The organism is Allorhodopirellula solitaria (genome assembly GCF_007859855.1).
Taxonomy (GTDB): Bacteria; Planctomycetota; Planctomycetia; order Pirellulales; family Pirellulaceae; genus Rhodopirellula; species Rhodopirellula solitaria.
Map to the genome: position 1 here is coordinate 290,811 of NZ_SJPK01000004.1, position 22,735 is coordinate 313,545.

A 22,735-nucleotide genomic window follows, 5' to 3' on the forward strand; every position below is an offset into this window, starting at 1 on the left:
AAGAATTGCTGCGAGACGGATCGTTTCGCTGCGCATCGCTGCGAGTGGTGGGATGTCCAGTCGACAAAATGATTACCCTAGGGAGTGTCGTCGTGGTCGGCACCGCTAACAAATGGCAACGTGGCAACACGGCCGAGCGCAGCGGTGGTGAAAATCAGGGGGTACAGGCGTTCGTGATACCACAATTTGGCAAAATAAAAACCGATCGGCCACGCGATTCGATGCTGCTCAGCGGCAACGGCTCGAACCAGCCATTCGGAGCCTGCCAGTATAGCGTCTCGGGTCGACGCAGTCAGGGAAGGGGATTGAGACGCAAATCCGCTGCTTTCTGAGAATTCGGGCCCGCTGATGGAACCCCACAAACTGGCTAAAGACTCGATCGCCAGAGCAGTTTCCTCGACCGTACTGGTGGTGACACCCCCCCTCTCGCCGCCCCCATTGGGCGGCCCGCCCGAAGAGCGCAGTCCGCCGGCATGGTGCAGCCGGGCGACCGAGTCGCCCCCGCCCCAGCCACCGTCAGCATTCTGGCTACCGAGCAGGTAAGCGATCCCCTGGCTAATGCAATCCACCCCCAGTTCCGCGGGCGCGTCAACGAGCACCTTGGCGGTTCCGTAGACCGGATTGTCCTCGGCCGGCCGATCTTGGTTGCCAAACCAGAGCGGCAACCAAGACCCATCGGGCTGCTGAGCGGCACGCAGAAATCTCAATCCCTTCCGCGTGGCCGTCTCGCTGCGGGGGCAGGTCGGCATGGTCGCCATGGCGCGAAGCGCATGAGCGGTTAGATCTGTGCTGCTGCGATCAAACGGCAGCTTGCCCCACCCGCGACAGAAAGTTGGCCAGCCGCCGTCGCGGTTCTGGAGACCGAGCAACCACTCCTTGGCGTCCGCACAGGCCGCATCAATGCGCGCCAATCGCTGCGCGCCGGCAACATCTCGAAGTTTGCCAAGTGCCACGATCGCACCGGGAGTGTCGTCGGCATCAGGGACCGCTCCCGATAGGTCGGTCCACCCCCAGCCGCCGGGATCCGCGCCCGTGAAGGGATGGCGGCGAGTGTGTTGGCAGGACAGCAGCCAATCGATCATCGCGTCGCTCGACCAATCCCGCTGGTCGGCCGGATCACTGGCGAGTGCGGCCACCGACAGCGAGGTCACCCAGGTGGCGAGGTTGGTGTCGATTGGCCAGCTGCCCTCCTCGTCGACCGATTCTTGCAGAAAACGCAGGCCTTGCTCAATGATTCGGTCGCGGGCCCCGTTGGGCTGTGGTGACGTGCTCAGCGTATCGACGAGAGACATCACCACGAAGGCAGTCAGTGGCGTTGCTTCCAAGTAGCCGCCACTCCCGGGCTGCATCTTCTCGAGTACTTTCAGCGATGGCTCGATCGCCGATCGCCGTACCCAGGACCAAGGGGGAAGGCAGCCGGAACGACAGAACTTGGCTTGCCCAATCGCAACGAGGGCTGGCACCGCGTAACTGACCACGGGCATCCCCAAAAATCGGTACATCGATTGGGGGAACACCGCCGCTTCAAAGGGGAGAGCCGCCACATCGGACCACGGCACCAAACCGGCGACTGCGAGATTGTTCAGGATCGGCACAACAAACGTCTTGTCCGTTCCATATCGCTCGCGGAGGGCTGGAATGCCGCCCGCCGTTTCAAGATAGGCTCGTAGCGACTCCTGCGAGGCCGACAACCGCGGATCCGCCGCCAAGTCTTCCAACAGGTCGGCTGCCAGTGTCCGAGCCGCCAGCACCAAGTAGCTCGTCGCGATGTTGGAATGGCTCAAATCGGTATCACCGAAACCTCCGTCAGCATTCTGTTGGCCGAGCAACCATTCGCAACCACGCCGAACCAGCATCAGATAGCGATCGTTGTCTTGCGGCGCAGTATCGAGCGACGGCGAAATGTCGCCCTCAGGCTCCGCCCGCGGTGCGACACGATCGCTACCGCAAGGTTCCCCCGACGTCGCGGCCCCCCTACTACGGCAGGCAACACTCAATGCACTGATCGCCGTTGCCGTGCTCAAGGCGGATGCGGATAGCCGGCCCGTCCAATGAGGGGCGCCTCCTCGATCAGCGATCAATTCGCGTCGCAGTTGGTCAAGAGTTTGCCGCACACGTGCCTGAAATTCGGTACGGTCCATCACGGTGTTTCACTTTCGCTCGACTCCAAGCGTCCGAGAGCCTCATCGGCCCAGGGGCTTCCGGGGGCGAGTTCGAGGAACCGCCGCCAGTGCGGCTCAGCTTCGCTCGGTCGATCGAGCTGATCGAGCAGCCGCGCTAGGTCGTACTGCACGTCGGCGTAGTCATCGTGCAAGGCCAGGGTTCCCTGATACGCGGCTACGGCGAGGTCGAGTTGGTTTGTCTCGGCCAACACACCGGCGAGGCTCGAACGCGCCTCGACGAAATCCGGGTCAACTTCAATCGCAGCATAGTATCGCTCTCGCGCCGCCGTTATTTCTCCCATGCGGTAGAGCAGTTCACCAATCTGAAAGTGCCACTCGGCGCGGCTACCATCCCGAGCCAGCAACGCGTGATAGCAATCGACAGCGTACTCGAGGTCACCATCGTCTTCGGCCGTGTATGCCGACATCAACAACTCATCGTCACCCTCGTCATGGATTCGCGACGAATCCGCTGGCGGGAAAGCCAGCGAGTCGTCATCGGCAGTTCCTGGAAAACGAATCGAAACCGTCGGATCTGCATCGATGTGGTGCGAATCAGCGTCGTCGGTGGTCTCGCCGAGATGATCAAAATCGAAACGCAACTGCCCTCCCGGCTCGATCAATCCCTCCCCCTGCCGCAGCAGCACATGCTTGCCCTCGACCAAGATTGAGAGTTGATCCAAAGGTCGGCGGAGATCGGGAACGATCTCAATCAACTGCAGCAACCGCCGCTCGATCGCCTCGGGGCTGGCACCCGAGGCCACCCAAGCTGCCAATCGCCTCGCGGTGGCCACCTCTTGAAAATCGAAATAGGGCAACCGGTGTAGCGTGCGGACCGGTTTGATCAAGCCACGCCGGTGCCATCGCCGGATCACTCGCACCGAAACGCCGAGCAGATGAGCCAACATCGCGGGCGTATGAAGTTTGCGGATCGAGTGCTCGCTATCGACCAGACCGAGTCGCTGCCAGAGTTCGGTTTCATGCAAAATCTGCGATTGGCTGGGCAGTCCCCGGCGACGAGTCGCTGCCTCGATCAATTCCGCTTCGGCTAGCGGTGACTCTTCGGCGCCGATCACGATCCAGTCCACGGCAGCGGAATCCGATTCGACCACGACCGCTCCATAAGAACGCAGCAGGTTGGTGGCTTCGCGGCGACTCATGCCGCCGAGCCGCCCCGCGATGGTCACCCGCCGCCCACGAATGGCCGCCTCCCCGGAAAGCTCGTCCGCTGGCAACACATCCTCCTCACCAGCGAGCGTTACATCGCCCGGCTCATCGAGGTCATCGGTATCGATCTCAAAATCATCCATGGTCGGTATGTTAGCAAAAAACCCGTGATGGGGATGCCACACCGATGCAAGCACGGCAGTATCTCACCGATCAGACAACGTCATCCGTCCGCTCCGCCAGTCACTCCTATCCGATCGACGATCCTGGCACGCGAGCAAGACCCGAGTGACGGTGAAAGCAAAAACCCATCATTCAATTAACTCGAACAAAGAAACGAAATTATACAATGGAACCGTCGATTCGTCTCGGTTAGAGTTCTCCAGTCACGTTCAATGGCGGGCCCCCGAGCCCACTGCATTTTTTCCGCTTGATTCATGAGTCGTCCTGGATGCGATTACCTGCACGATCGATCTTGGTTGCGGCAACGTTCCTGTTGTCGGTGTTGCTGTACGTCGATCGTGTCTGCATCTCGGCGGCGAAGCAGGACGTGGCGGATGATCTCCTGCTCAGTGACCAGCAGATGGGCTGGGTCTTTGCTGCGTTTTCACTCGGCTACGCCCTCTTTCAAACGCCTGCTGGTTCGTTCGCCGACCGTTTGGGACCGCGCCGGGTGTTGGCATCAATCGTGGCGATTTGGTCAGTCTTCACAGGATTAACGGCAGCGGCAGGTTCATTCGCGACGATGTTGATTGTCCGCTTTTTGTTTGGGGCGGGCGAGGCGGGAGCGTTCCCCGGGATGGCTCGAGCGATGTATTCTTGGATCCCCATGCAGGAACGGGGATTGGTCCAGGGGATCAACTTCTCCGGTTCACGAATCGGTGCCGCGGTGACCTTGCCATTGGTAGCTGGATTAATCTCCGCCTGGGGTTGGCGGCCCACCTTCGTGATCCTGATGTTTGTGGGGTTCGTATGGGCAATTTTTTGGTTGCTGTGTTTTCGTGACGACCCGGCCGACGCCACCTGGCTGAGTGAGGAAGAACGCAACTACATACTGGCCAATCGGCAGAGTGATTCGTTGGCTCCCGATTCGGTCGTCTCAACGGACCCAGCGGTCCCCGCAGCCTCGCTTGGGAAAACGCTGTTTCGCTCAGGCAATGTCCGGGCACTGTGTGTGCAGTATTTCGCGTCGAACTTCATCTTCTTCTTTGGACTGACATGGTTTTTCCCGCAGCTGATGACACGATACGGCTTGACGGGCATGCAGGCGAGTCTTTTCACGGCCGTACCAATGGTCTGTGGCGCGATTGGGAACTGGACCGCTGGTTGGTGGGTTGATCGTTTGTACTCGCAGGGCAAGTGGCGCTGGTCGCGTCGCTTGCCGGCATGCGTCGGATTTGGATTAGCGGGGATTGGGATTGTCGGCAGCGCCTACGCATCAACGCCCCTGTCGTCATCGATGTGGTTCAGTCTCTGTATTTTTGGAGCGGACATGACGCTCTCTCCTTCGTGGAGCACCTGTGTGGACATCGGCCGATCGAGATCGGGGGTAGTGTCGGGAACAATGAATATGGCAGGCAATATCGGTGCCTTCATGACCTCGCTCGCATTTCCGTACCTCTTGGCCTGGACCGGTTCTCCGCTGCCGTTTTTCTACATCGCTGCGGCACTGAACGTCGCCGCCATCGTGATGTGGTTTCGGATTGACCCCACCACCGCGCTGCAGGAGGCAACCGAATGAGTTCACAGTGTTCAGTCTCACAGTCATCTTCCTCACCGAATCACCGCAACGGGCTTCTCATCGGCGCAGGATATTTCAGTGAATTTCACCTCGATGCTTGGCAACGAACGAATCGAGCGAGCATCGTGGCGGTGTGCGACCGCGATGAAGCGAGAGCCAATGCGGCGGCCGAGAAGTTTGGGATCCAGCGTGTTTTCACCGATGTCAGCGATGCTCTTGCTCAGCACGATATTGACTTTGTCGATATCGCGACGGGCCCAACCGATCGCTTGGAGCTGATCGAGCAGGTGGTCCAACGTCGATTGCCGATCATCTGTCAAAAGCCGCTGGCGAACGATTTTTCGGAAGCCACGCAAATACTGGACCTGGTGTCGGCAACCGATATCACGTTCATGGTCCACGAAAACTTTCGTTTTCAACCCTGGTATCGAGAGATTCATTCGTTGCTCGAGTCTGGTGTCATCGGCCGCAGGGTGCACACGATCACGATGCGAACACGGATGGGTGATGGCTGGGGAGACGACGCGTATCTGGGGCGTCAACCGTACTTCCGCACGATGCCCCGATTGCTGGTGCACGAAACCGGCGTGCACTTCATCGATACCTTCCGCTATCTCGCAGGCGAGGTCACTGATTGTTCGGCAGAACTTCGCCGGCTCAACGAAGTGATCGCGGGCGAAGATGCCTGTCTATTGAGATTGCAGATGGATAGCGGCGTGACAGCAGTCTGGGATGCCAATCGCTACAACGAACCGGATTGTGACGACCCGCGGTACACCTTCGGTCGGCTCAGCGTGGAGGCCGATGGGGGTGCGATCGCCCTGGCTCCCGACGGCGTGATCACGATCGCGCCGCTGGGCAAGACCGCCTATCGTCACGACTACACCCCGCCGCGAACCGGCTTCGCTGGCGATTGCGTGTTCGCCTGCCAAGAACATTTTCTCGAGGTCCTCGATGGACAGGTCGCCTGCGAGACCTCACCGGCGCAGTATCGCAGAACGCTGCAGGTGGTCGAGGCGGCTTACGAGTCGAATCGGCTTCGTCAGCCGGTAAGCGTGGCAGGCCGAGACGTCTCGCTTGCCGAGGCCTCGCGTGATTCGGGCAAGCGCGATTGGAACAAGTCAGGTGCGCGGCGGGTGATCGATCTGAGCTTGAAGGTCACCAACGAGATGCCTGGTGTCGAGATGACGCCGTGTAAAACGATTCCGACCGATGGCTGGAATGCGACAACGCTCTCACTGTATTCCCACGCCGGGACGCACATGGATGCCCCCAGGCACTTTCTGCCGAGCGGGCAGACTCTTGACGCCCAAGACCTATCGGTGTGCTGCGGCGTCGCGAGGTTAGTGAATTTGCCTGACACGGCGCCACGGCACTTGATCACCGTCAGCGACGTGGTGGATTGCATTGGCGAGGTTTTCCCGGGGGATCGATTGATCTTTCGCACCGACTGGCACCGCCGGTTTGGGACCGCCGCCTATCGTGACGAATTGCCACGGATTTCGATCGAGTTGGCCGAGTGGCTCGTTGAGAAGGCAGTTAGCTTGATAGGCGTCGAACCGCCTTCGGTCGCCGACGTCAACAATCCGGTGGAGCTGACCGACGTGCATCAGACGTTGTTTCGAGGCGGCGTCGTGATCGTGGAAGGGTTGGCGAACCTGAACCAAATTAAACAATCCGAGTTCGAATTCATCGCCTTGCCGCTGAACCTGGAAGGCGGAGACGGTTGCCCGCTAAGGGCGATCGCGATAGTTGATCAGGAGGGAGCGTCGTGAAATCCAAACAACTCGGTTGTATTGCCGACGACTACACCGGCGCCACCGACCTCAGCTCGATGTTGGTCCGCACCGGCAGGCGAGTGATTCAGTGTTTCGGAGTTCCTGACTCCGATCAGCGTGTTGGTATCGAGGAAGCGGATGCTGTCGTGGTGGCTTTGAAGTCGCGTTCGATTGATTCCGAACAAGCAGTGAAGTTGTCGCTGGCCGCGTTGGAGTTCCTGCAGTCCTGGGGAGCGGATCGCTTCTTCTTTAAGTACTGTTCCACATTTGATTCGACCGAGCACGGCAACATCGGCCAGGTGGCCGATGGTTTAGCTGATGAACTCGGCGCGGAGTCGTTGTTGTTTTGCCCTGGATTCCCTGAGAATGGCCGCACGGTCCATTGCGGGCATTTGTTCGTGGACGGGGTGCCGTTGAGCGAGAGCGGGATGCGGAATCATCCACTCAATCCGATGCGAGATAGTAACCTCGTTCGGGTGTTGCAAGCCCAGACACCGCACCGAGTGGGCTGGCGGTCACCGCGTGAGCTAACGGGTGACGGGGAACCATCACGCTGGATCGTCGATGCTGTCGACGACGATGACTTGCGTGCGGCGACCGATCTCGCCAGCGAGCACATGCTGTTGACGGGCGGATCCGCCGTGGCGGGTTATTGGGCGGATGCGATCGGGGTGCGTCGCTCGGTCAGCCCGCCGGACCTCGAGCCGCCGGGCTCCGAGCCGCCGGCAGGTTCAACGCGTCCCTGCGTGATTCTGGCAGGCAGCTGCTCGGAGGCGACCCGCGAACAAGCGGCCCTCTTTGAGAAAAAACACCCGGCTCTGCATCTCGTTGTTGCCGATTCCGCAACGCCGGAATCGCTTGCTGAAGACGCTCTCCGTTGGTGCAGCGAACATTGGTCTCGGTCCGAACAGGGATCGCAACCCTTGTTGATCAGCTCGGGATCATGTCCACAAGCCGTGGAAGCGGCGCGCCAACGCTGGGGCGATCGGGAAGCTGCCGCGAGAACCGAGTCCGTCTTCGCGTCCATTGCCACTGGGCTACGTGATCGCGGCGTCCGCAGAATGATCATCGCGGGTGGAGAAACATCCGGGACCGTCGTCGGTGCACTGGGGGTGACTGCGGTGCGGATCGGCAGAGAGATTGCCCCAGGCGTGCCCTGGGTAACGTCGATCGGAGATACCACGATGAGTCTAGCATTGAAGTCGGGCAATTTCGGCGGCCCCAGGTTTTTCTTCGATGCAATGGAGTCCGCACCATGAGCGAGCGAGAACTGCGGCAGCGAATGTCCGAACACGGCCGCTCACTCTACGAGCGCGGATTGACGGCGGGCAGTTCGGGTAACCTGAGTGTGCGGTTACCCGACGGTATCCTGGTGACACCGACGAACTGCTGCTTGGGACGGTTGGATCCAGACGAAATTTCTCGATTGGATTCGGTCGGCAACCTGCTCTCGGGCAAACCGCCCTCCAAGGAATCATTTCTGCATCTTGCCTACTACCGCTCGCGGTCGAACGAGCAAGCGGTTGTGCACCTGCACTCAACATGGTCGGTCGCGGTTAGCTGTCTGGCCGATGTTGACCCCGAAAACGTGATCCCCCCGATCACCGCCTACTTTGTCATGCGGGTCGGCAAACTGCCACTGGTTCCGTACTTTCCGCCCGGCGATGAGCAATTGGCGGATGCCGTCGCCAAATCGGCGCGGTCCTCACGCGGTGCCCTGCTCGCCAATCACGGTCCTGTGATCGGCGCAGCCGACCTGGACCAAGCTGTTTACGCCATCGAAGAGCTCGAAGAAACTGCCAAGCTATTTTTGATGCTTCGCGGTCTCCCCACCCGTTATCTCACTGCCGAACAGGCTGCCAACCTGTGAGCATTTTCTATTCCCCGTTTCCGACCTTTTGAAAATCAACATGAGCCAACCCACCTTCGCGATCTCGGTCGCCTTTCACATCAAGACCGAACACGTCGATTCCTTTCGAACGCGTGTACTGCAGCAGGCAAGCGAATCTCTTGAGAAAGAACCAGGTTGCTATCAGTTCGACGTGCTCAATGACGAGTCCGATGCATCTCTATTCGCTTTGTATGAAACCTACGCCGACGCAGCAGCATTTGCTGATCACAAACAGACACCTCACTTCCTTGACTTCGATGCTACGGTCGCCCCGTGGATCGAATCGAAAGAAGTTCGCCGCTTGGTATTGCTGAGGAACTAGGCAATGAAGACATATCAAATCGCCGCATTGCCCGGAGACGGGATTGGCCCGGAATGCATGGATGCCACCTGCATCGTGCTGGACCGCCTTCAATCTGAAACCCCGGGCCTGCAGTTTGCCATCACGTCTCATCGGGCGGGAGCGGAATTGTATCGCGAATCCGGTGTGACCCTTCCCGATCCCGTTGTGGCCGCCTGCGTCGACGCCGACGCCGTGCTGTTGTCGGCAATTGGTCTACCCGATGTGCGGTTTCCCGACGGCACCGAGGTGCAGCCGACGATGATGGTGGGACTGCGCCGAGCACTTGACGTCCATTCGGCGGTGCGACCGGTCAAGCTCTATCCTGGTGCCCCGGGCGTCCTGAAAGACAATGGTCCGGGGATTGACTTCGTTGTCATCCGAGAAAATCTCGAAGGTTTGTTCGCCTCCTTTGGCGGCGGCGCCAAGGTCGGCCGCGAGGTTGCCACCGATACCATGGTGATCACCCGCGGGGGAACCTCACGCGTCACTGATTTCGCTTTTCGCTTGGCCCAGCGCCGCAGCGGACGTCCGAGCGACGGGAAAAAGATGGTCACGTGCGTGGACAAAGCGAACGTATTTCGCAGCATGGCGTTCTTTCGCGAAGTCTTCATGGACGTGGCCGAGTCGTATCCCGACATTGCTAGCGACGCGGTGTACGTCGACGCCATGAGCCTCTACATGGTGCAGAATCCCTGGGATTTCGATGTACTCGTCATGGAAAATCAATTCGGCGATATCCTCTCCGATCTCGGCGCCGGCCTTGTCGGCGGACTGGGACTCGGGCCGTCCGGAGAGATTGGTGAAGACCACGCCCTGTTCCAACCGTCCCATGGCACCGCGCCGCAGATCGCTGGCAAGAACGTAGCCAATCCGATGGCCACGATTCTCTCAGCGGCCATGATGCTCGATTGGTTGGGAGACCGCCATCAGGACCCTGTCTGCAGCGACGCTGCGGTGCGGCTCGAAGATGCCGTCGCCCGTGTTTTAGCAAATGGTCACATCCGCACGCCTGACATCCGTGGAACCGCGTCGACGACTGACGTTGCCCATGCGATTGCCGACGCGATTGCCGCCCCAGCGACATCACTCGGCGCACCGAAGCACTCAGTGACTTGAAAACTTAAACTGAAAGACTCGTCTCACTATTTCGTCCCCACACCTCCTTCCCTCCCCACCGCTGTGAGATCCATCATGAATCGCATGACCTTTAACTTCATCCTGCTGATGGCGGCGTGTTGCCCGCCGACGTTCGCCCAGAAACCGATAGCCGATGAAAGCCTCGTCTTCGCCGAAAAAGACGGCATGGTTGCTGTCGAAGCGGAACACTTTTTCGACCAAACCAAGACGGATGTCCGCGCCTTCTATCTGACGCACCAAGACGCCGTCGCCGACGTCCAACCCGACGGAGACCCGAGTCATCTCGACGGCGCCAGCGGTGGTGCTTACCTGGAGATCCTGCCGGACTCGCGTCGCACGCACGCGGATAAACTGATCAAAGGCACCAACTTTTCACCCCAGCCCGGTAAGATGGCGGTGCTCTCATACAAGGTCCACTTTGAAACCCCCGGCCGATATTACGTTTGGGCGCGAGCATTCTCCACCGGCAGTGAAGACAACGGACTGCATGTTGGATTGAACGGACAATGGCCTGAGAGTGGCCAGAGATTGCAGTGGTGCCAAGGCAAGAACGGTTGGCGTTGGGAGAGCAAGCAACGCACCGACAAAGTGCATTGTGGAGAACCACACAAAATCTTTCTCGATATCCCCGAGGCCGGTGAGCATACGATTGAGTTCTCGATGCGAGAAGACGGTTTTGAGTTTGACAAATGGCTGATGACCCAGAACCGAGATTTCCAGCGTCCAGAACAGAGCGGGCCAGAAACCGAAATGAAAGCTGGGTCGCTCCCTTCTATCAAAGCTGCCGCAGCCAAATCGTCGCCGCCAGCTAAGCAACAGCGTGGGGCTCCGAGCGCCCTGAATATGCCAGCGACAATGTTCGCCGATGGCAAGGTGAGCGAGTACTACCTGGATCGGGGGAAATGGATGGCGATCAATCCCGACCACGCCGAGAAAGGTTCGGCAGCCCGCACGTTTCCATACCCCACGGGTAGCTACGATGTGACACTCAAAACCGTCGGCGAGAATGACGGGCGATCGATGTACGTCGTCCGCGTCGATGACGACGAGATCGGAGAGTATCACTCGCCACTCGCGACAGGAACGACTCAGGAAGGCAAGAAATTTCACACCACCTGGAAGAACGTGAACATCACCGAAGGGGCGATCGTCACGGTCGCATCGACGATAGGCAGTGTGGGCGGCGACCAGCACAGCCGTGCTCGTTGGAGTGGAGTCATCTTCACTCCAGCTGACGCTGAGACTCGCAAAGCCGCGCAACCCTATCTCGCTGAGCAGAAGGCACGTGCCCAAGCGAAGCCGTCACGTACTGCCCGCACGAGCCCCACGACGCCGGTCAGCTCTAAACCGCTGCATCAACCACGCAAGCCCGATGGCGACGCAAGCGTGCAGATCAGTGGCGAACTGAAAACGTGGCACAAGGTGACGCTGGATCTCAAGGGCCCCTATGCTCACGAGCAAGACAATGCGCCCAATCCTTTTACCGACAATCGCATGACAGTGACGTTTACGCACCCCAGCGGCAAACACGTCACTGTCCCAGGCTACTTTGCCGCCGACGGAAACGCAGCGGAGACCTCCGCCCAAGATGGAACGGTATGGCGGGCGTTGTTCGCTCCGGACCAACCCGGCGAGTGGACCTACGAGGTTTCGTTCGTCCAAGGCGATCAGGCGGCTCTCGATGCCGGTGCACCTGCCAAGCCGCTCGCTAGCTTTAATGGCAAACGGGGCAGTTTTGCCGTGACCGCATCGGATAAACAGGGACGCGACCTCCGCGCCCACGGCCGGCTGAAATATGTCGGCAAACACTACCTCCAGTTCGCTGGATCGAAAGAGTATTTTCTCAAAGCCGGTGCCGACGCGCCGGAAACACTTCTTGCCTATGCTGACTTTGACAACACCATCGCAGGCAACGCCAGAAAGGCCCCCCTGAAAACCTGGTCCGCTCATGTTCAAGACTGGAAGCAAGGAGACCCCACATGGCAGGACGGCAAAGGCAAGGGATTGATCGGTGCCGTGAACTACTTGTCGGGCAAAGGCTGTAACGCGTTTTCGTTCTTGACCTACAACGCCGGTGGCGATGGCGACAATGTTTGGCCATTCATTCATCGCGATGACAAACTGCATTATGACTGCAGCAAGCTCGATCAGTGGGGAACCGTCTTTGATCACGGGACCGCCATGGGAATGTACCTGCACTTCAAGATGCAGGAGACCGAAATCGATGACCACACACGTGGTACCGGCAAGAACGGTGGCCGTGTTCCTGAATCGCTCGATGGCGGTGAACTAGGGGTCCAGCGAAAGCTGTACTGCCGCGAACTGATCGCTCGGTTCGGCCACAACCTGGCACTGAACTGGAACCTGGGCGAAGAGAACACCCAGACGACGGACCAAGTCAATGCGATGATGGACTACATCGTTGAGCTGGATCCGTATGGTCACAACATCGTCATCCACACTTTCCCCAATCAACAGGACAAGGTTTACGAGCCGTTGCTCGGCGACCAGTCCCAGCTAACCGGGGTGTCGCTGCAGAACAGCAGCTTGGAGACAACCCACGCGCAAACCATTCGATGGGTTGAGGCGTCGGCAGCGGCGGGCAAACCTTGGGTGGTGGCGTTCGACGAGTCCGGTACTGCGGCTCATGCCCAGTGTCCTGACCTCGGCTACAACGGCTTCGACGGTCATGACCGCTCGGGCAAGATGGTCTACACCCAGCACAAGGTGCGCAAGCAAACCCTCTGGGGCACGCTCATGGGCGGCGGCGCAGGTTGCGAATATTACTTTGGATACCAGTTCGACCAGAATGACATCGTCTGCGAGGATTGGCGGAGCCGCGACCAGAGCTGGGACTATTGCCGCATCGCGATCGAGTTCTTTCACGACCACGACATCCCGTTCTGGGAGATGCGCAGCGCCGACGAACTCGTCGGCAACGCCAAGCATGCCCCTACCCGATTCTGTTTCGCCAAAGAGGATGAGCTTTATCTCGTTTATCTCGCCAGTGGTGGTGAAGCTGAATTGGATTTGAGTAGCACCCAAGGTGAATTCAGTGTGTCCTGGTTCAACCCACGCACCGGTGGCGAGCTCTCAAGCGGCAGTGTTGAGAAGGTCGAAGGCGGCCAGAATGTGTCGCTGGGAATGCCGCCTGAGGACGCGGCTGAAGATTGGTTGGTCGTGGTGCAGCGGGAGCAGAACTAGGTTCCCGAGCATCCTCTGATGCTGGCGCGACGCGCTCACGACGTCGCGCCAGCCGTACCGATCGCTATGCACGATTATTCGAACCTCCCATTGCAGGTTCAGCTTAGTCCTGCTCACCCGGCCGCGACTCGGGTGAGATGCCTGTACCGACGGCCGGCGGACTCCGGTGCAAACGTTTGCTTGAGTTCGCCGCGATGTTTTCGGAACCAAGATGCGACAATCGAAACTGTGTAGGGGTAGTCAGAAACCGTGCGACTGCTCGGGGCTGTCAGCCGCACCGCCCACTGTTTCAGACGCGGTTTGAGATTTCGGTACGCTGCCGTGTCCGTGGGCGCGGCAGCAACATCGACCACCTCGCCGCGGCGGATCAGGTACCAGATCGCGCGGCCGTCGTAGCCGGTCGCGGCATAGATGAATGAGTAGTGTTCTCGCGCCTCCGCCAGATTCCCAAGTTTTTTCTGGGCATAGTTGAGTGACCGTAGCGTGTCACGGGCTCGCGCGGCGAGTTCGTATTGGCGATTCGCCGCCGCCGCTTCCATGATCTCTTGAGTGGCTGTGATGGGTTCGCTGTGGAACCCATCGAGAAAGCTCTCAGCTTCGTTGACACGCTGGAGATACTCTTGCCGTGAGCAGGCAGCGGCACAGGGGCCGAGGCAGGTTCCGATCTCCAGCCGCAGACAGCCCGCTCGCGGCTGCAGGTCGAACAGTGACATTTGGTCCGCGTAGAGAAACGGGGTCTGATTGCTGCAGTCTCGCAGGCGGAAAGTTTTGTTGAGGGCGTCGACCACCCGGCTCATCCGCCCGACGCCATAGAATGGTCCTTCGACTGCGACGAGGTCCTTCTCGGGGGGTGAGTTGGCGAGAAAGAATGTCTCAGCGGGTTTTCGGCCCAAGCATAAATAGACAGGCCGTTGCCGCTGGGGGACCCCCTGCACATTGAATCGGGGAATGAAGCGGCGGATCAACTCCAGTTCCCGGAGCTGGGCAGCGAAATCGCTGGGCTGCGTCTCCCACTCGATCGCGCGGGCATTCTCGATAATTCGGCCCGCCTTTTCGCCTGCCGCCGATTGGCCGAAGTAGCTCAACAACCGATTCCTCAGCGAGCTGCTCTTGCCGACGTAAATCAGTTCGCCGGTGCGATCGAACATGCCATACACTCCCGGCACCGGCGGGCACAATGCCTGGACTTGTTCGCGTAGCTCCCGGCGGGAATCCCCGCCGATGATCTCATTCGGACGACTCTGGAGGCCGCCGCTGACGGCGTCCTCAGCAGCGTAGGGGTCCAGCGGATTGGTACCGAAACCGCTGCCAGCGACGGGCGACTGATCGCTCGCCGGATCGAAAATGGGTCGCGATTGGGATGTCCGTTTCCGTGCCATCGGCGCAGTTGCCAAATCCGTGGGGGCTTGCCGTGCGAGTGTCCAAAGTGACCTCAGCAACGTCTGATTATGCCGTGTCCGGGCGAGAATGCCAAGTTGAATTGGGGCGGGGGCTTCTCGCGGAGACGTTTTTTGCCTCTAATTAGCTTTCGAATCCCTCGCACCTTCCCCTCGATGAGTGTTTTCAGACGATATGACCACCGAGCCGACCGAAGAAGCTGAAAAGAGCGAAGTCGTTCCCGAAGTCACGCTTCAATACAATAAAGATGACGTCGACGAGCATGGTTTTACCTCCGTGTGGAACGTTGCGTCGGCAACCTGCGATGGGGATCAAGCACGCACCCGCGAGATGGCGGGCCGGATGCTTGGATTTCTGTGCAAAAAGGAATACGAACATGTCGTCGTCAGTTCCACCGATGCCCAATACCTCGACGAATGGTTCGAACGCGAAAAAGCGATCCTCTACAACTGGAAACCCGACGCGGAAACCACTGACGCGATCACGCAGCATGCACAGGTTCCCGCTGCGTCCATGATCAGTTTCCTCAAGCGAGAGAAATTCAAGCCGACCGCGAACTACAGCCCCCGTCGAGCTGACCGGGTGGCGTGGTTCCAAGAGAAATGGGGCGTGGGTTGAGCGTGAGCGCTGAACAATTGCCAGCAGTTGTTCCCCAAGTCCGCGAAACCCTCGCATTCTCCACCCTGGTGGCTCCGCCCGAGCCGCCTGGAGGGCTCCGCCGAGCCCATCCAGATGCCGCACTCGATCGCGCGGGCGAAATCGTACAGTGGCTGTCGCAGCCGCCACGCCGTGACCAAGCGATCGTGCACCCGATCTGCGAGCATCTGCAGCGGTGCCAGCACGTGTACCCGCTTGCAGATCAGAGCGATGTTGACCGGGCAAACTGCGAATCCTGGGCATGGCAAGCCAACGTGATTTGGGTCACCCCAGATCTACGCATCCTCGACCCTGCCGGCCGCGTCCTGTTCGAAGAACCGTCGGCCAGCCCCGATCCACTCGCGGTGATCCCGTTTCCAGTCGATGCACGCCAGCGACAAGGCGAAGCGGCGATGATGCTGCGGAACCGAATGGTCGAGCCGGTCGAGGGTTTTCTGCCCGTGCGGGGCGAGCACGAGATCACACCCGTCGATCCTGCCGAGGTGGCGCGGCGGGCCTTAGCCCTCTTTCTGGTAGCGACCCGAGGCGAGTCCATTCTCAGCGGGCAACCAATCGATGCACTGCGGATGCGAAAACGCTGCCCGTTGGGCTACGACGCCATGTCGCCCCAGGAAAGAGTCTTTTTCGACGATGCACCTGGCTCGCCAACAACCGCTGCCACGCATCAAGCAAACGCGTCCGCTGCAGCGCAATCCATGATCTGGCGGTACGAAGGTTTGGCGACATTGCAATGGGCACTGTCGATGCAATTCGAATTGCCATGGCCCGATGAGCGTGCCGACCTCACCGCGACGACGCGATTGATGATTGATCTCCCCGATGTCGAAATCGTTGAGCAAGCCAGACTTCGGAGCACCTCCGAGCTACTCGACGCCGCCGAACTGCACTATCAGGCGCTGCAGGCGATTGTCGCAATCCAGCAGGGCGGCCAGGAACCATCCCAGATCGCTAATGCACAGGTCTTGGATCCCGGCATCGTCTGTGAAAGGCTGACGGCCCTGGCATGGATCTGTCGATTGGCTCCAGCGACTCCGAACCGCGTTGCGAATCCAGAGTCATCCGACGTGGTCGATCCCTCGCGATCAAACTGGGACGCAACCGTGGACTGGGTCGAGAGCGGCTGCGCCTGAGCCCCGCCAGCGCGCCTGGCCGGTGGGAACCGCATCCTCGCCCGACTGCGATTGTCAGATCAAGGAGGCCTGTCCGTTCAGGCCATCGTCGCCGTCGAAAACGCCGATGTGCACGTAGGGCCGGTTCCCACCGGACATCCGCTGCGGGTGTTCCCATCGAGCAACGAGCACACTCCTTGGCATCGTCACCCCCGAAATGCGTTGAAACACCGGCGCGTGTGGCCGGTAGGAACCGCACCCTTGCCCGACCGCGATTGTCAGATCAACGAGGCCTGTCCGTTCAGGCCATCGTCGCCGTCGAAAACGCCGATGTGCACGTAGGGCCGGTTCCCACCGGCCATCCGCTGCGGGTGTTCCCATCGAGCAACGCTCACACTCCTTGGCATCGTCACCCCCGAAATGCGTTGAAACACCGGCGCGTGTGGCCGGTAGGAACCGCACCCTTGCCCGACCGCGATTGTCAGATCAACGAGGCCTGTCCGTTCAGGCCATCGTCGCCGTCGAAAACGCCGATGTGCACGTAGGGCCGGTTCCCACCGGCCATCCGCTGCGGGTGTTCCCATCGAGCAACGCTCACACTCCTTGGCATCGTCACCCCCGAAATGCGTTGAAACACCGGCGCGCGTGGCCGGTAGGAACCGCACCCTTGCCCGACCGCGATTGTTGGATCAAGGAGGCCTGTCCGTTCAGGCCGTCGACAACGCCGATGTGCACGTAGGGCCGGTTCCCACCGGCCATCCGCTGCAGGTGCTCCCATCGAGCAACGCTCACACTCCTTGGCATCGTCACCCCCGAAATGCGTTGAAACGCCGGCGCGTGTGGCCGGTAGGAACCGGCCCTACTTACTCAACTCACCCGTCCGAGCTTTCCGCGTCGCTTGCTTTAGCAAGCATTTGCCAGCAGGTAAGTTGCATGCGTGGCATGTGAAAGGGGCCTTTCCAGAGGTTGCCTTTGAGTTCTGAGCTGATGCGGCCGTCGCGATGGAGATATCCGTACCATTCGCCATGCTCTCGATCCGGGAAACGCTCATGCGTCCAGTCGTGAATCATTCGGTGCCAGTTGGCATACTTAGTTTCACCGGTGAGCTCATGGGCGAGCAGTGTGGCGATGATCGTCTCGTTTTGTGGCCACCAAAATTTCATGTCGTGCCAGTACTCCTGAACCGGACGACCGTTGACGTCGACAAAGTACAGCATACCGCCGTACTTCTGATCCCAACCTCGGTGCCACATCCAATCGAGCATCTGGCAACCGGTATGGATGAGTGAGGCGTCTCCTCGGAGCTTTCCTTCTTGCATGATGAACCATGCACCCTCGATCGCGTGCCCAGGATTGAGCAGGCGACCGTCGAAGTGGTCGATCATATCACCGGTCGGGCTGACGGTTTCCATGACGCAATGAATGTCTTCCTTTAAATGAAAACGGCGGACATCTTCAATGCTACGGTCGATCCACGCATCGGCATCGGGCAGGCCAATCGATTCTCGAAGCTCTTGCGCGGTTACGAGCGCAATCATCGGAAACCCGATACTGCGAGTAGGCCTTGTCGAAGTGAATTTTGGCTCGACACCCTGAGGATGGAGGTTGTGATCGACAAATCGCTGGAAGGTGCGTCTTGCTTTTTCCGCGTATTGCTCATCGCCGGTCGCCCGGAAGAGCTCACCGTAGGCGATCGATGCGAAACTTTCTGAAAACGCATAGCGGCGTTTGCGAATTGGTTTTCCTTCTCGAGTGACGTGGAACCACATCCGACCGTCTGACGGATCAAAACAACAATCATCGAGAAATCGAGCGCCGTGCTTGGCTAGTTCGAGCCACTGCTCACGCGGCTCAACATTGTTGTACAACTCGCCGAGCAACCAGGTGAAGCGGGCCTGTTGCCAGATCCCCTTGTCGGTATCGATCACGGTTCCGTCTCGATCGAGCGACATCATGAAACCGCCATGTTCGCGATCAACACAATGATTGATCCAAAACGGCAGCGTGTCGTTCAGCAATCCATCACGATAAATGGCAACGAGCTCTTTTCGCCGAGATTCATTCATTCAGGTTCTCTCAATTAGAAACAGTATCGTCGATCAGGTCGCCAACGGGTTTTTGTGAAACGAGACTTGTCATGCAACCGACGACAAATCACGTTGTGATTCCACATGCCGTGTACAGGTACCCGTTGACTGCGGTGAATTTCCAGAGGCCGAACATGACCGCCGCGCCGACCAACGCACCCGTCAAGGCGCCAGTGGAGTTGGCTCGCGTTGTTGTACCACCTAGCACAAACAGTCCACCGAGCACGCCCATGAACAAACTGCATTGAACTCCCACACGTCGCGAAGGAATTCATAGCTGGATTGCTCTTCCGCTGGCCCATTCTGACGCCGCCCACTGATAACGTACACGCAGTCGTTGTACCCATCGCGCTGGCTGACGGTTAGGTTCAACGCTCGCGGTGGCCCAGGCCACGCCGGCAGTCCTTTCCAAACGAACTCGTCTTCCGATCGCTTCTTAGATAGATCGAGCGACCAGAAATTCGTCATGGCTGTTTCCAGCGATTGGCCACTTTGTCCTCCCGCCAGATAAATCACATCGCCGATCCTCGTGGCCGCAGTAAACGCGCACGGTTTGGGTAGCGACGGATACACTGTCGTCCCAATCTGTTCGGTCTCAGGGTCCCAGCTCAACAGAAAGACGTCGTCCAACGTTTCTTCGGCATCATTCCCACCAAAGCAGACTAACCCCTCACTCGTAGAAACGGATGTCCCGTAGGCGATTGCACGATCGAGTGTGCCGCCGTCCTTCCACGTGTAGCCGTCTCCGTCTCGCGCCATCACGAAGATACGATCATGCCAGACCTTGTCGCTCTCCCAAACTGGCTTGGGAAAGTTGGCACCTCCAGCCACGATCATCGCATCGTTTTGAACCCCAACAAACGGACCTGCAAAGCCAAGCTCATCTGGCATCGATGGTAGTTCGCTCCACGACAGCAAATCCTCAGCGGTCGCGAGTGTGGATGTCGTGACCGCTGCGAGCAAGAGCAGGATATGCAGGGATTGCTTCATCGTCTCTTTCATGAATGTGGCAGGCAGGGTGCCTGCATTGAGGGGTTCAATTTTCATTCCTGTTTTCCGTCTAGCCTGTGCCATGGGACGACGCCAATCCATTCGGCCGACGTCTCGTAGCTCGCAACCATCTCCGTCAAGGTCTCAGGTTCTGTGCCGGATAGATCGTGTTTGCAAAAGACCTTCATTTGAACCGCCATTGTCTGAAACGAATACCAAGAGCGTGTTGTCGATCGAACCGGCATCCTCGAGGGCCGACACGACTCGACCAATCGCCATATCCATTTCCGTCACCATCGCCGCAAACACTTCCATGCGAAGGGCCTGCGCACATAACGTTACCGTCCACGCGATGCAAATCACTGCATGAAAAACACTTGGCCGCTTCATCGCGTTTGCTTACTATTCTGGGCTTCGTTCATCGTCACTTGCGATTGTGTCACGACCGCGAAGACAATCGATTCGTAAGGGTTGTCTTTTCCCGCTTCAAACAGAACACCGTATTGATCTGCATCGAGCCGAACCAAGTCACTGTAGGCAGCCGGCCCGGTATGAATCAGCGGACCGTCGTGCCAGGTCTTTGTCTCATCGACTGAATACCGAATCCGCAGATCGCTACGACCTTTGCCACTGGGGCCATTCTCGTCGGGGCCAGCAAACAGGATCAAATCGATCGCGTCACCGCTAAGTGTCGATCCCGCGCGTAGCAACGAACATTGAACGACCGGCGGGTCGAGAACCCGCGACGACGGTTGAAAGTACAGGTATTCAGCATCTGGCGAATGGTCAAACGTCGTGCCCCCGTCACTGCTGAACGCGTCACCGCGTGAGCCCCGAGCCGCTCCGTTGTGATCGCGGGTGTTGAAATACAGTCGCCCATCGTTCAGCTCAACGACCGTCGTCTCGTTGGCATGCAGATCATCTTCGTAGGTATCGTCAACCGCTCCGATCTGCCACGTCTTGCCGTGGTCGTCACTCAAAATTGCATGAACACCGTTGGCACCCCTGTCGGCCCCGTCGTCACCGAGGCGATGGTCGCAGGGAACGACAAGCCGTCCTTTGTGCGTTCCGCGTTGGATTTGAATTGCGTGCACCGGCCCCGGAGCGTACCACCCCCACTCCGGCCTTTTGACTTTCTCGGTCAGCTCGACGTGATCCGCCCAAGTCCTCCCATGGTCATCGCTGTAGGTCACAAAGACGCGATCATTCTCGACCGTGAACGGCAGCCAGACACGGCCTGCGTGTTCGGGGTCCAGATGATCGACTACTGGTGTAGGATTGCCGACACTGATCTCTCGTGACGGATCCTCGTACAAGCTACGAAAACCATCGCTCCGCTGGACGACCTCAATTGCCCCCCATGTCTTACCACGGTCGCTGGAGCGTTTCAGAACAAGATCAATCTCGCTCGCATCGCCTCCTTGCCGAGCTTCGCAGAACGCCAATAAATCACCGTTGGCGGCAGCGACAATGGCCGGAATACGAAATACGTTGTAGCCTTCGTTGCCACTACGGAAAACCGTGACTTGATCGTACGGGGTATTTGCCACCTGACCGGACGCGATGCCACAGCAGAGTGTCAAACACATGGCGACTGTTTTGTGGATGATCATAACGGACTCAAAGGGTTTGTCGAAGGGAAATTGGTGCGTCAGCGATGTCTCGTGTCTGAAGAAACAGCGCGCGTCGAAAGTGAATCGTCTGCTGAGCTATCAGAGCGACCTTCCGCAATGTCGGCAGACACCAGAAGCAGGAGCCGTCTGTCTGGCTTCGATCCGGTCTTCTTCGCAGTTTAGGTCAGCCCGATAGGTTCTTACTACTGACGGCTCGGTGCTGCAGCCAGGCTGCCGGCACTGCGGAACATATCGAGGTGCGGCCATTGGAAGTCAGCCCGCTTGTAGGGTTTGGTCTGGTACTCTTTCTGCTCGTTGATGAATTTTGTGACATTAGCCTTGTCGATAAACGGGTCATGGATCTCTTGCTGGAAGTGCTGCATAGCATTGATGAGTCGCTGTTTAATCGCGCCGTGCGATTCACTCTCGGCCAAATTATTCCATTCATCCGGGTCCTCCCGAAGATCGAACAACTCGTACTCCGGTGGATGCAGGAAACTCTCGACGTACTGATCACTGGACAGCTTGCTGTTGGTGTAGCGAGACTGAGCGAGCAGATTGGGATCTCGATCGGGATTATAGATCAGCTTGTAACGTTCATCGCGAATTCCGAATTGCATGTATAGCAGGCTGGGTGCTGAACCTGTTGTGAAAGTGTGAATATACTTCCGCGGCGGCACTTTGCCCGAATCGATGTCCTGCAACGCAAACCCCGGTAATGAATCGGGAACAGGAATTCCTGCTGCAATCAACATCGTAGGGAGAATGTCGATTGTCGAAACCATCTTATTCTCCACCTTGCCCGCTGGAAAACGCTTCGGACAGTTGACAATCATCGGAATCCGCACTCCATGTTCGTAGACGCTGCCCTTGGCTCGTGGAAAATCTGCTCCATGGTCGCTGATATAGATGATTAGCGTGTTGTCGCGCACCTCGAACTTCGCCAGATCTGCCAACACCATTCCGACTGCTTCGTCCAGTCGGTTCATGCAGTTGAAGTAGTCTTTCAGCTCCTGCCGCAAGTGCAGTGAGTCGGACCCGATCCATGAGAAAGGAGCAATTTCGACGTCGACCATCTTGGCCGGGAACCCCGACCTCGATTTCGCAACAAACTCCCGATGCGCATCGGCGTAGTTAACGATCAAAAGAAAAGGTTTATCCTGATCCGCAGCCTCCTGCATGACAGCACCCGCCTCATTGGCGTAATCCTCAATACTGATGGTCTTGGAAAAATTTGAGGACGCAATGGCGCGATGGTCGACATAGTCTTCCACCAGCCTCTTCGGATTGATGTGTGTCTTGCCGAGGAAGCCCGTGTAATACCCCGCTTCGGGTGCGATCCGCTTGATGCGCTCGACGAGTCCTGCATCACGCTGTTTCCAAATTGATAAGGTCGCCGACGGTCAGTTTTGACTGGAGCCAGTTCTCATAGACAGCATCCCACACTCCACTGAGCAG

General features: G+C 58.6%; 17 protein-coding genes. 9 read left to right on the forward strand and 8 right to left on the reverse strand.

Going from position 1 to position 22,735, the window contains the following annotated elements; all coding sequences use genetic code 11:
* Nucleotides 1-77 precede the first annotated feature (77 nt).
* Both CA85_RS09850 and CA85_RS09855 read right to left on the reverse strand, forming a co-directional pair.
* Nucleotides 78-2,141 carry a prenyltransferase/squalene oxidase repeat-containing protein gene (locus CA85_RS09850; protein ID WP_146391169.1) on the reverse strand — a complete coding sequence of 688 codons (2,064 nt, stop codon included), beginning with the start codon at nt 2,139-2,141 and terminating at the stop codon, nt 78-80.
* A complete protein-coding gene (locus tag CA85_RS09855) occupies nt 2,141-3,472 on the reverse strand; it encodes a tetratricopeptide repeat protein (RefSeq protein WP_146391442.1) in 1,332 nt (443 codons plus the stop codon). Before CA85_RS09855 ends, CA85_RS09850 begins: the two co-directional genes overlap by 1 nt.
* 308 nt (nt 3,473-3,780) lie before the next feature.
* On the opposite strand from CA85_RS09855, the gene CA85_RS09860 reads away from it, so the two are divergent.
* From CA85_RS09860 to CA85_RS09895, 7 genes are all read left to right on the forward strand, one after another.
* Nucleotides 3,781-5,070 carry an MFS transporter gene (locus CA85_RS09860; RefSeq protein WP_146391170.1) on the forward strand — a complete coding sequence of 430 codons (1,290 nt, stop codon included), beginning with the start codon at nt 3,781-3,783 and terminating at the stop codon, nt 5,068-5,070.
* A complete protein-coding gene (locus CA85_RS25385; protein ID WP_222435424.1) occupies nt 5,067-6,845 on the forward strand; it encodes a cyclase family protein in 1,779 nt (592 codons plus the stop codon). The genes CA85_RS09860 and CA85_RS25385 overlap by 4 nt, the downstream gene beginning before the upstream one ends.
* Nucleotides 6,842-8,107, forward strand: a complete 1,266-nt coding sequence (gene otnK / locus CA85_RS09875; RefSeq protein ID WP_222435425.1) for a 3-oxo-tetronate kinase — start codon at nt 6,842-6,844, stop codon at nt 8,105-8,107. Before CA85_RS25385 ends, otnK begins: the two co-directional genes overlap by 4 nt.
* Nucleotides 8,104-8,718, forward strand: coding sequence for a 3-oxo-tetronate 4-phosphate decarboxylase (otnC, locus tag CA85_RS09880; RefSeq protein WP_146391171.1), 615 nt, complete (start codon nt 8,104-8,106; stop codon nt 8,716-8,718). The genes otnK and otnC overlap by 4 nt, the downstream gene beginning before the upstream one ends.
* Before the next feature lie 40 nt (nt 8,719-8,758).
* A complete protein-coding gene (locus CA85_RS09885) occupies nt 8,759-9,061 on the forward strand; it encodes a putative quinol monooxygenase (protein ID WP_146391172.1) in 303 nt (100 codons plus the stop codon).
* 3 nt (nt 9,062-9,064) lie between these two features.
* Nucleotides 9,065-10,198, forward strand: a complete 1,134-nt coding sequence (locus CA85_RS09890; RefSeq protein WP_146391173.1) for an isocitrate/isopropylmalate dehydrogenase family protein — start codon at nt 9,065-9,067, stop codon at nt 10,196-10,198.
* Nucleotides 10,199-10,273: 75 nt separating this feature from the next.
* A complete protein-coding gene (locus CA85_RS09895; protein WP_246112658.1) occupies nt 10,274-13,423 on the forward strand; it encodes a DUF5060 domain-containing protein in 3,150 nt (1,049 codons plus the stop codon).
* A 113-nt stretch (nt 13,424-13,536) separates the two neighbouring features.
* On the opposite strand, the gene CA85_RS09900 is transcribed toward CA85_RS09895, so the two are convergent.
* Nucleotides 13,537-14,802, reverse strand: a complete 1,266-nt coding sequence (locus tag CA85_RS09900) for a GIY-YIG nuclease family protein (RefSeq protein WP_146391174.1) — start codon at nt 14,800-14,802, stop codon at nt 13,537-13,539.
* 193 nt (nt 14,803-14,995) lie between these two features.
* On the opposite strand from CA85_RS09900, the gene CA85_RS09905 reads away from it, so the two are divergent.
* Entirely contained in the window at nt 14,996-15,439 is a 444-nt protein-coding gene (locus tag CA85_RS09905) for a hypothetical protein (protein WP_146391175.1), read from the forward strand.
* A 2-nt stretch (nt 15,440-15,441) separates the two neighbouring features.
* Nucleotides 15,442-16,608 carry a DUF4272 domain-containing protein gene (locus tag CA85_RS09910; protein ID WP_246112659.1) on the forward strand — a complete coding sequence of 389 codons (1,167 nt, stop codon included), beginning with the start codon at nt 15,442-15,444 and terminating at the stop codon, nt 16,606-16,608.
* A gap of 851 nt (nt 16,609-17,459) precedes the next feature.
* On the opposite strand, the gene CA85_RS09915 is transcribed toward CA85_RS09910, so the two are convergent.
* The 5 genes from CA85_RS09915 to CA85_RS09935 form a co-directional block, all read right to left on the reverse strand.
* The gene (locus tag CA85_RS09915; protein ID WP_146391176.1) at nt 17,460-18,653 is read right to left on the reverse strand and encodes an AGE family epimerase/isomerase; all 1,194 of its coding nucleotides are present in this window, start codon (nt 18,651-18,653) and stop codon (nt 17,460-17,462) included.
* 222 nt (nt 18,654-18,875) lie between these two features.
* Nucleotides 18,876-19,721, reverse strand: coding sequence for a hypothetical protein (locus tag CA85_RS09920; protein WP_146391177.1), 846 nt, complete (start codon nt 19,719-19,721; stop codon nt 18,876-18,878).
* A gap of 87 nt (nt 19,722-19,808) precedes the next feature.
* Nucleotides 19,809-20,054 carry a sulfatase-like hydrolase/transferase gene (locus CA85_RS25645; RefSeq protein ID WP_146391178.1) on the reverse strand — a complete coding sequence of 82 codons (246 nt, stop codon included), beginning with the start codon at nt 20,052-20,054 and terminating at the stop codon, nt 19,809-19,811.
* Nucleotides 20,051-21,277: a sialidase family protein gene (locus CA85_RS09930; RefSeq protein WP_146391179.1), complete on the reverse strand. Its 1,227-nt coding sequence runs from the start codon at nt 21,275-21,277 to the stop codon at nt 20,051-20,053. The genes CA85_RS25645 and CA85_RS09930 overlap by 4 nt, the downstream gene beginning before the upstream one ends.
* Nucleotides 21,278-21,480: 203 nt before the next feature.
* Complete coding sequence (locus tag CA85_RS09935; protein WP_146391180.1) at nt 21,481-22,662, reverse strand: sulfatase-like hydrolase/transferase; 1,182 nt, start codon at nt 22,660-22,662, stop codon at nt 21,481-21,483.
* Nucleotides 22,663-22,735 lie beyond the last annotated feature (73 nt).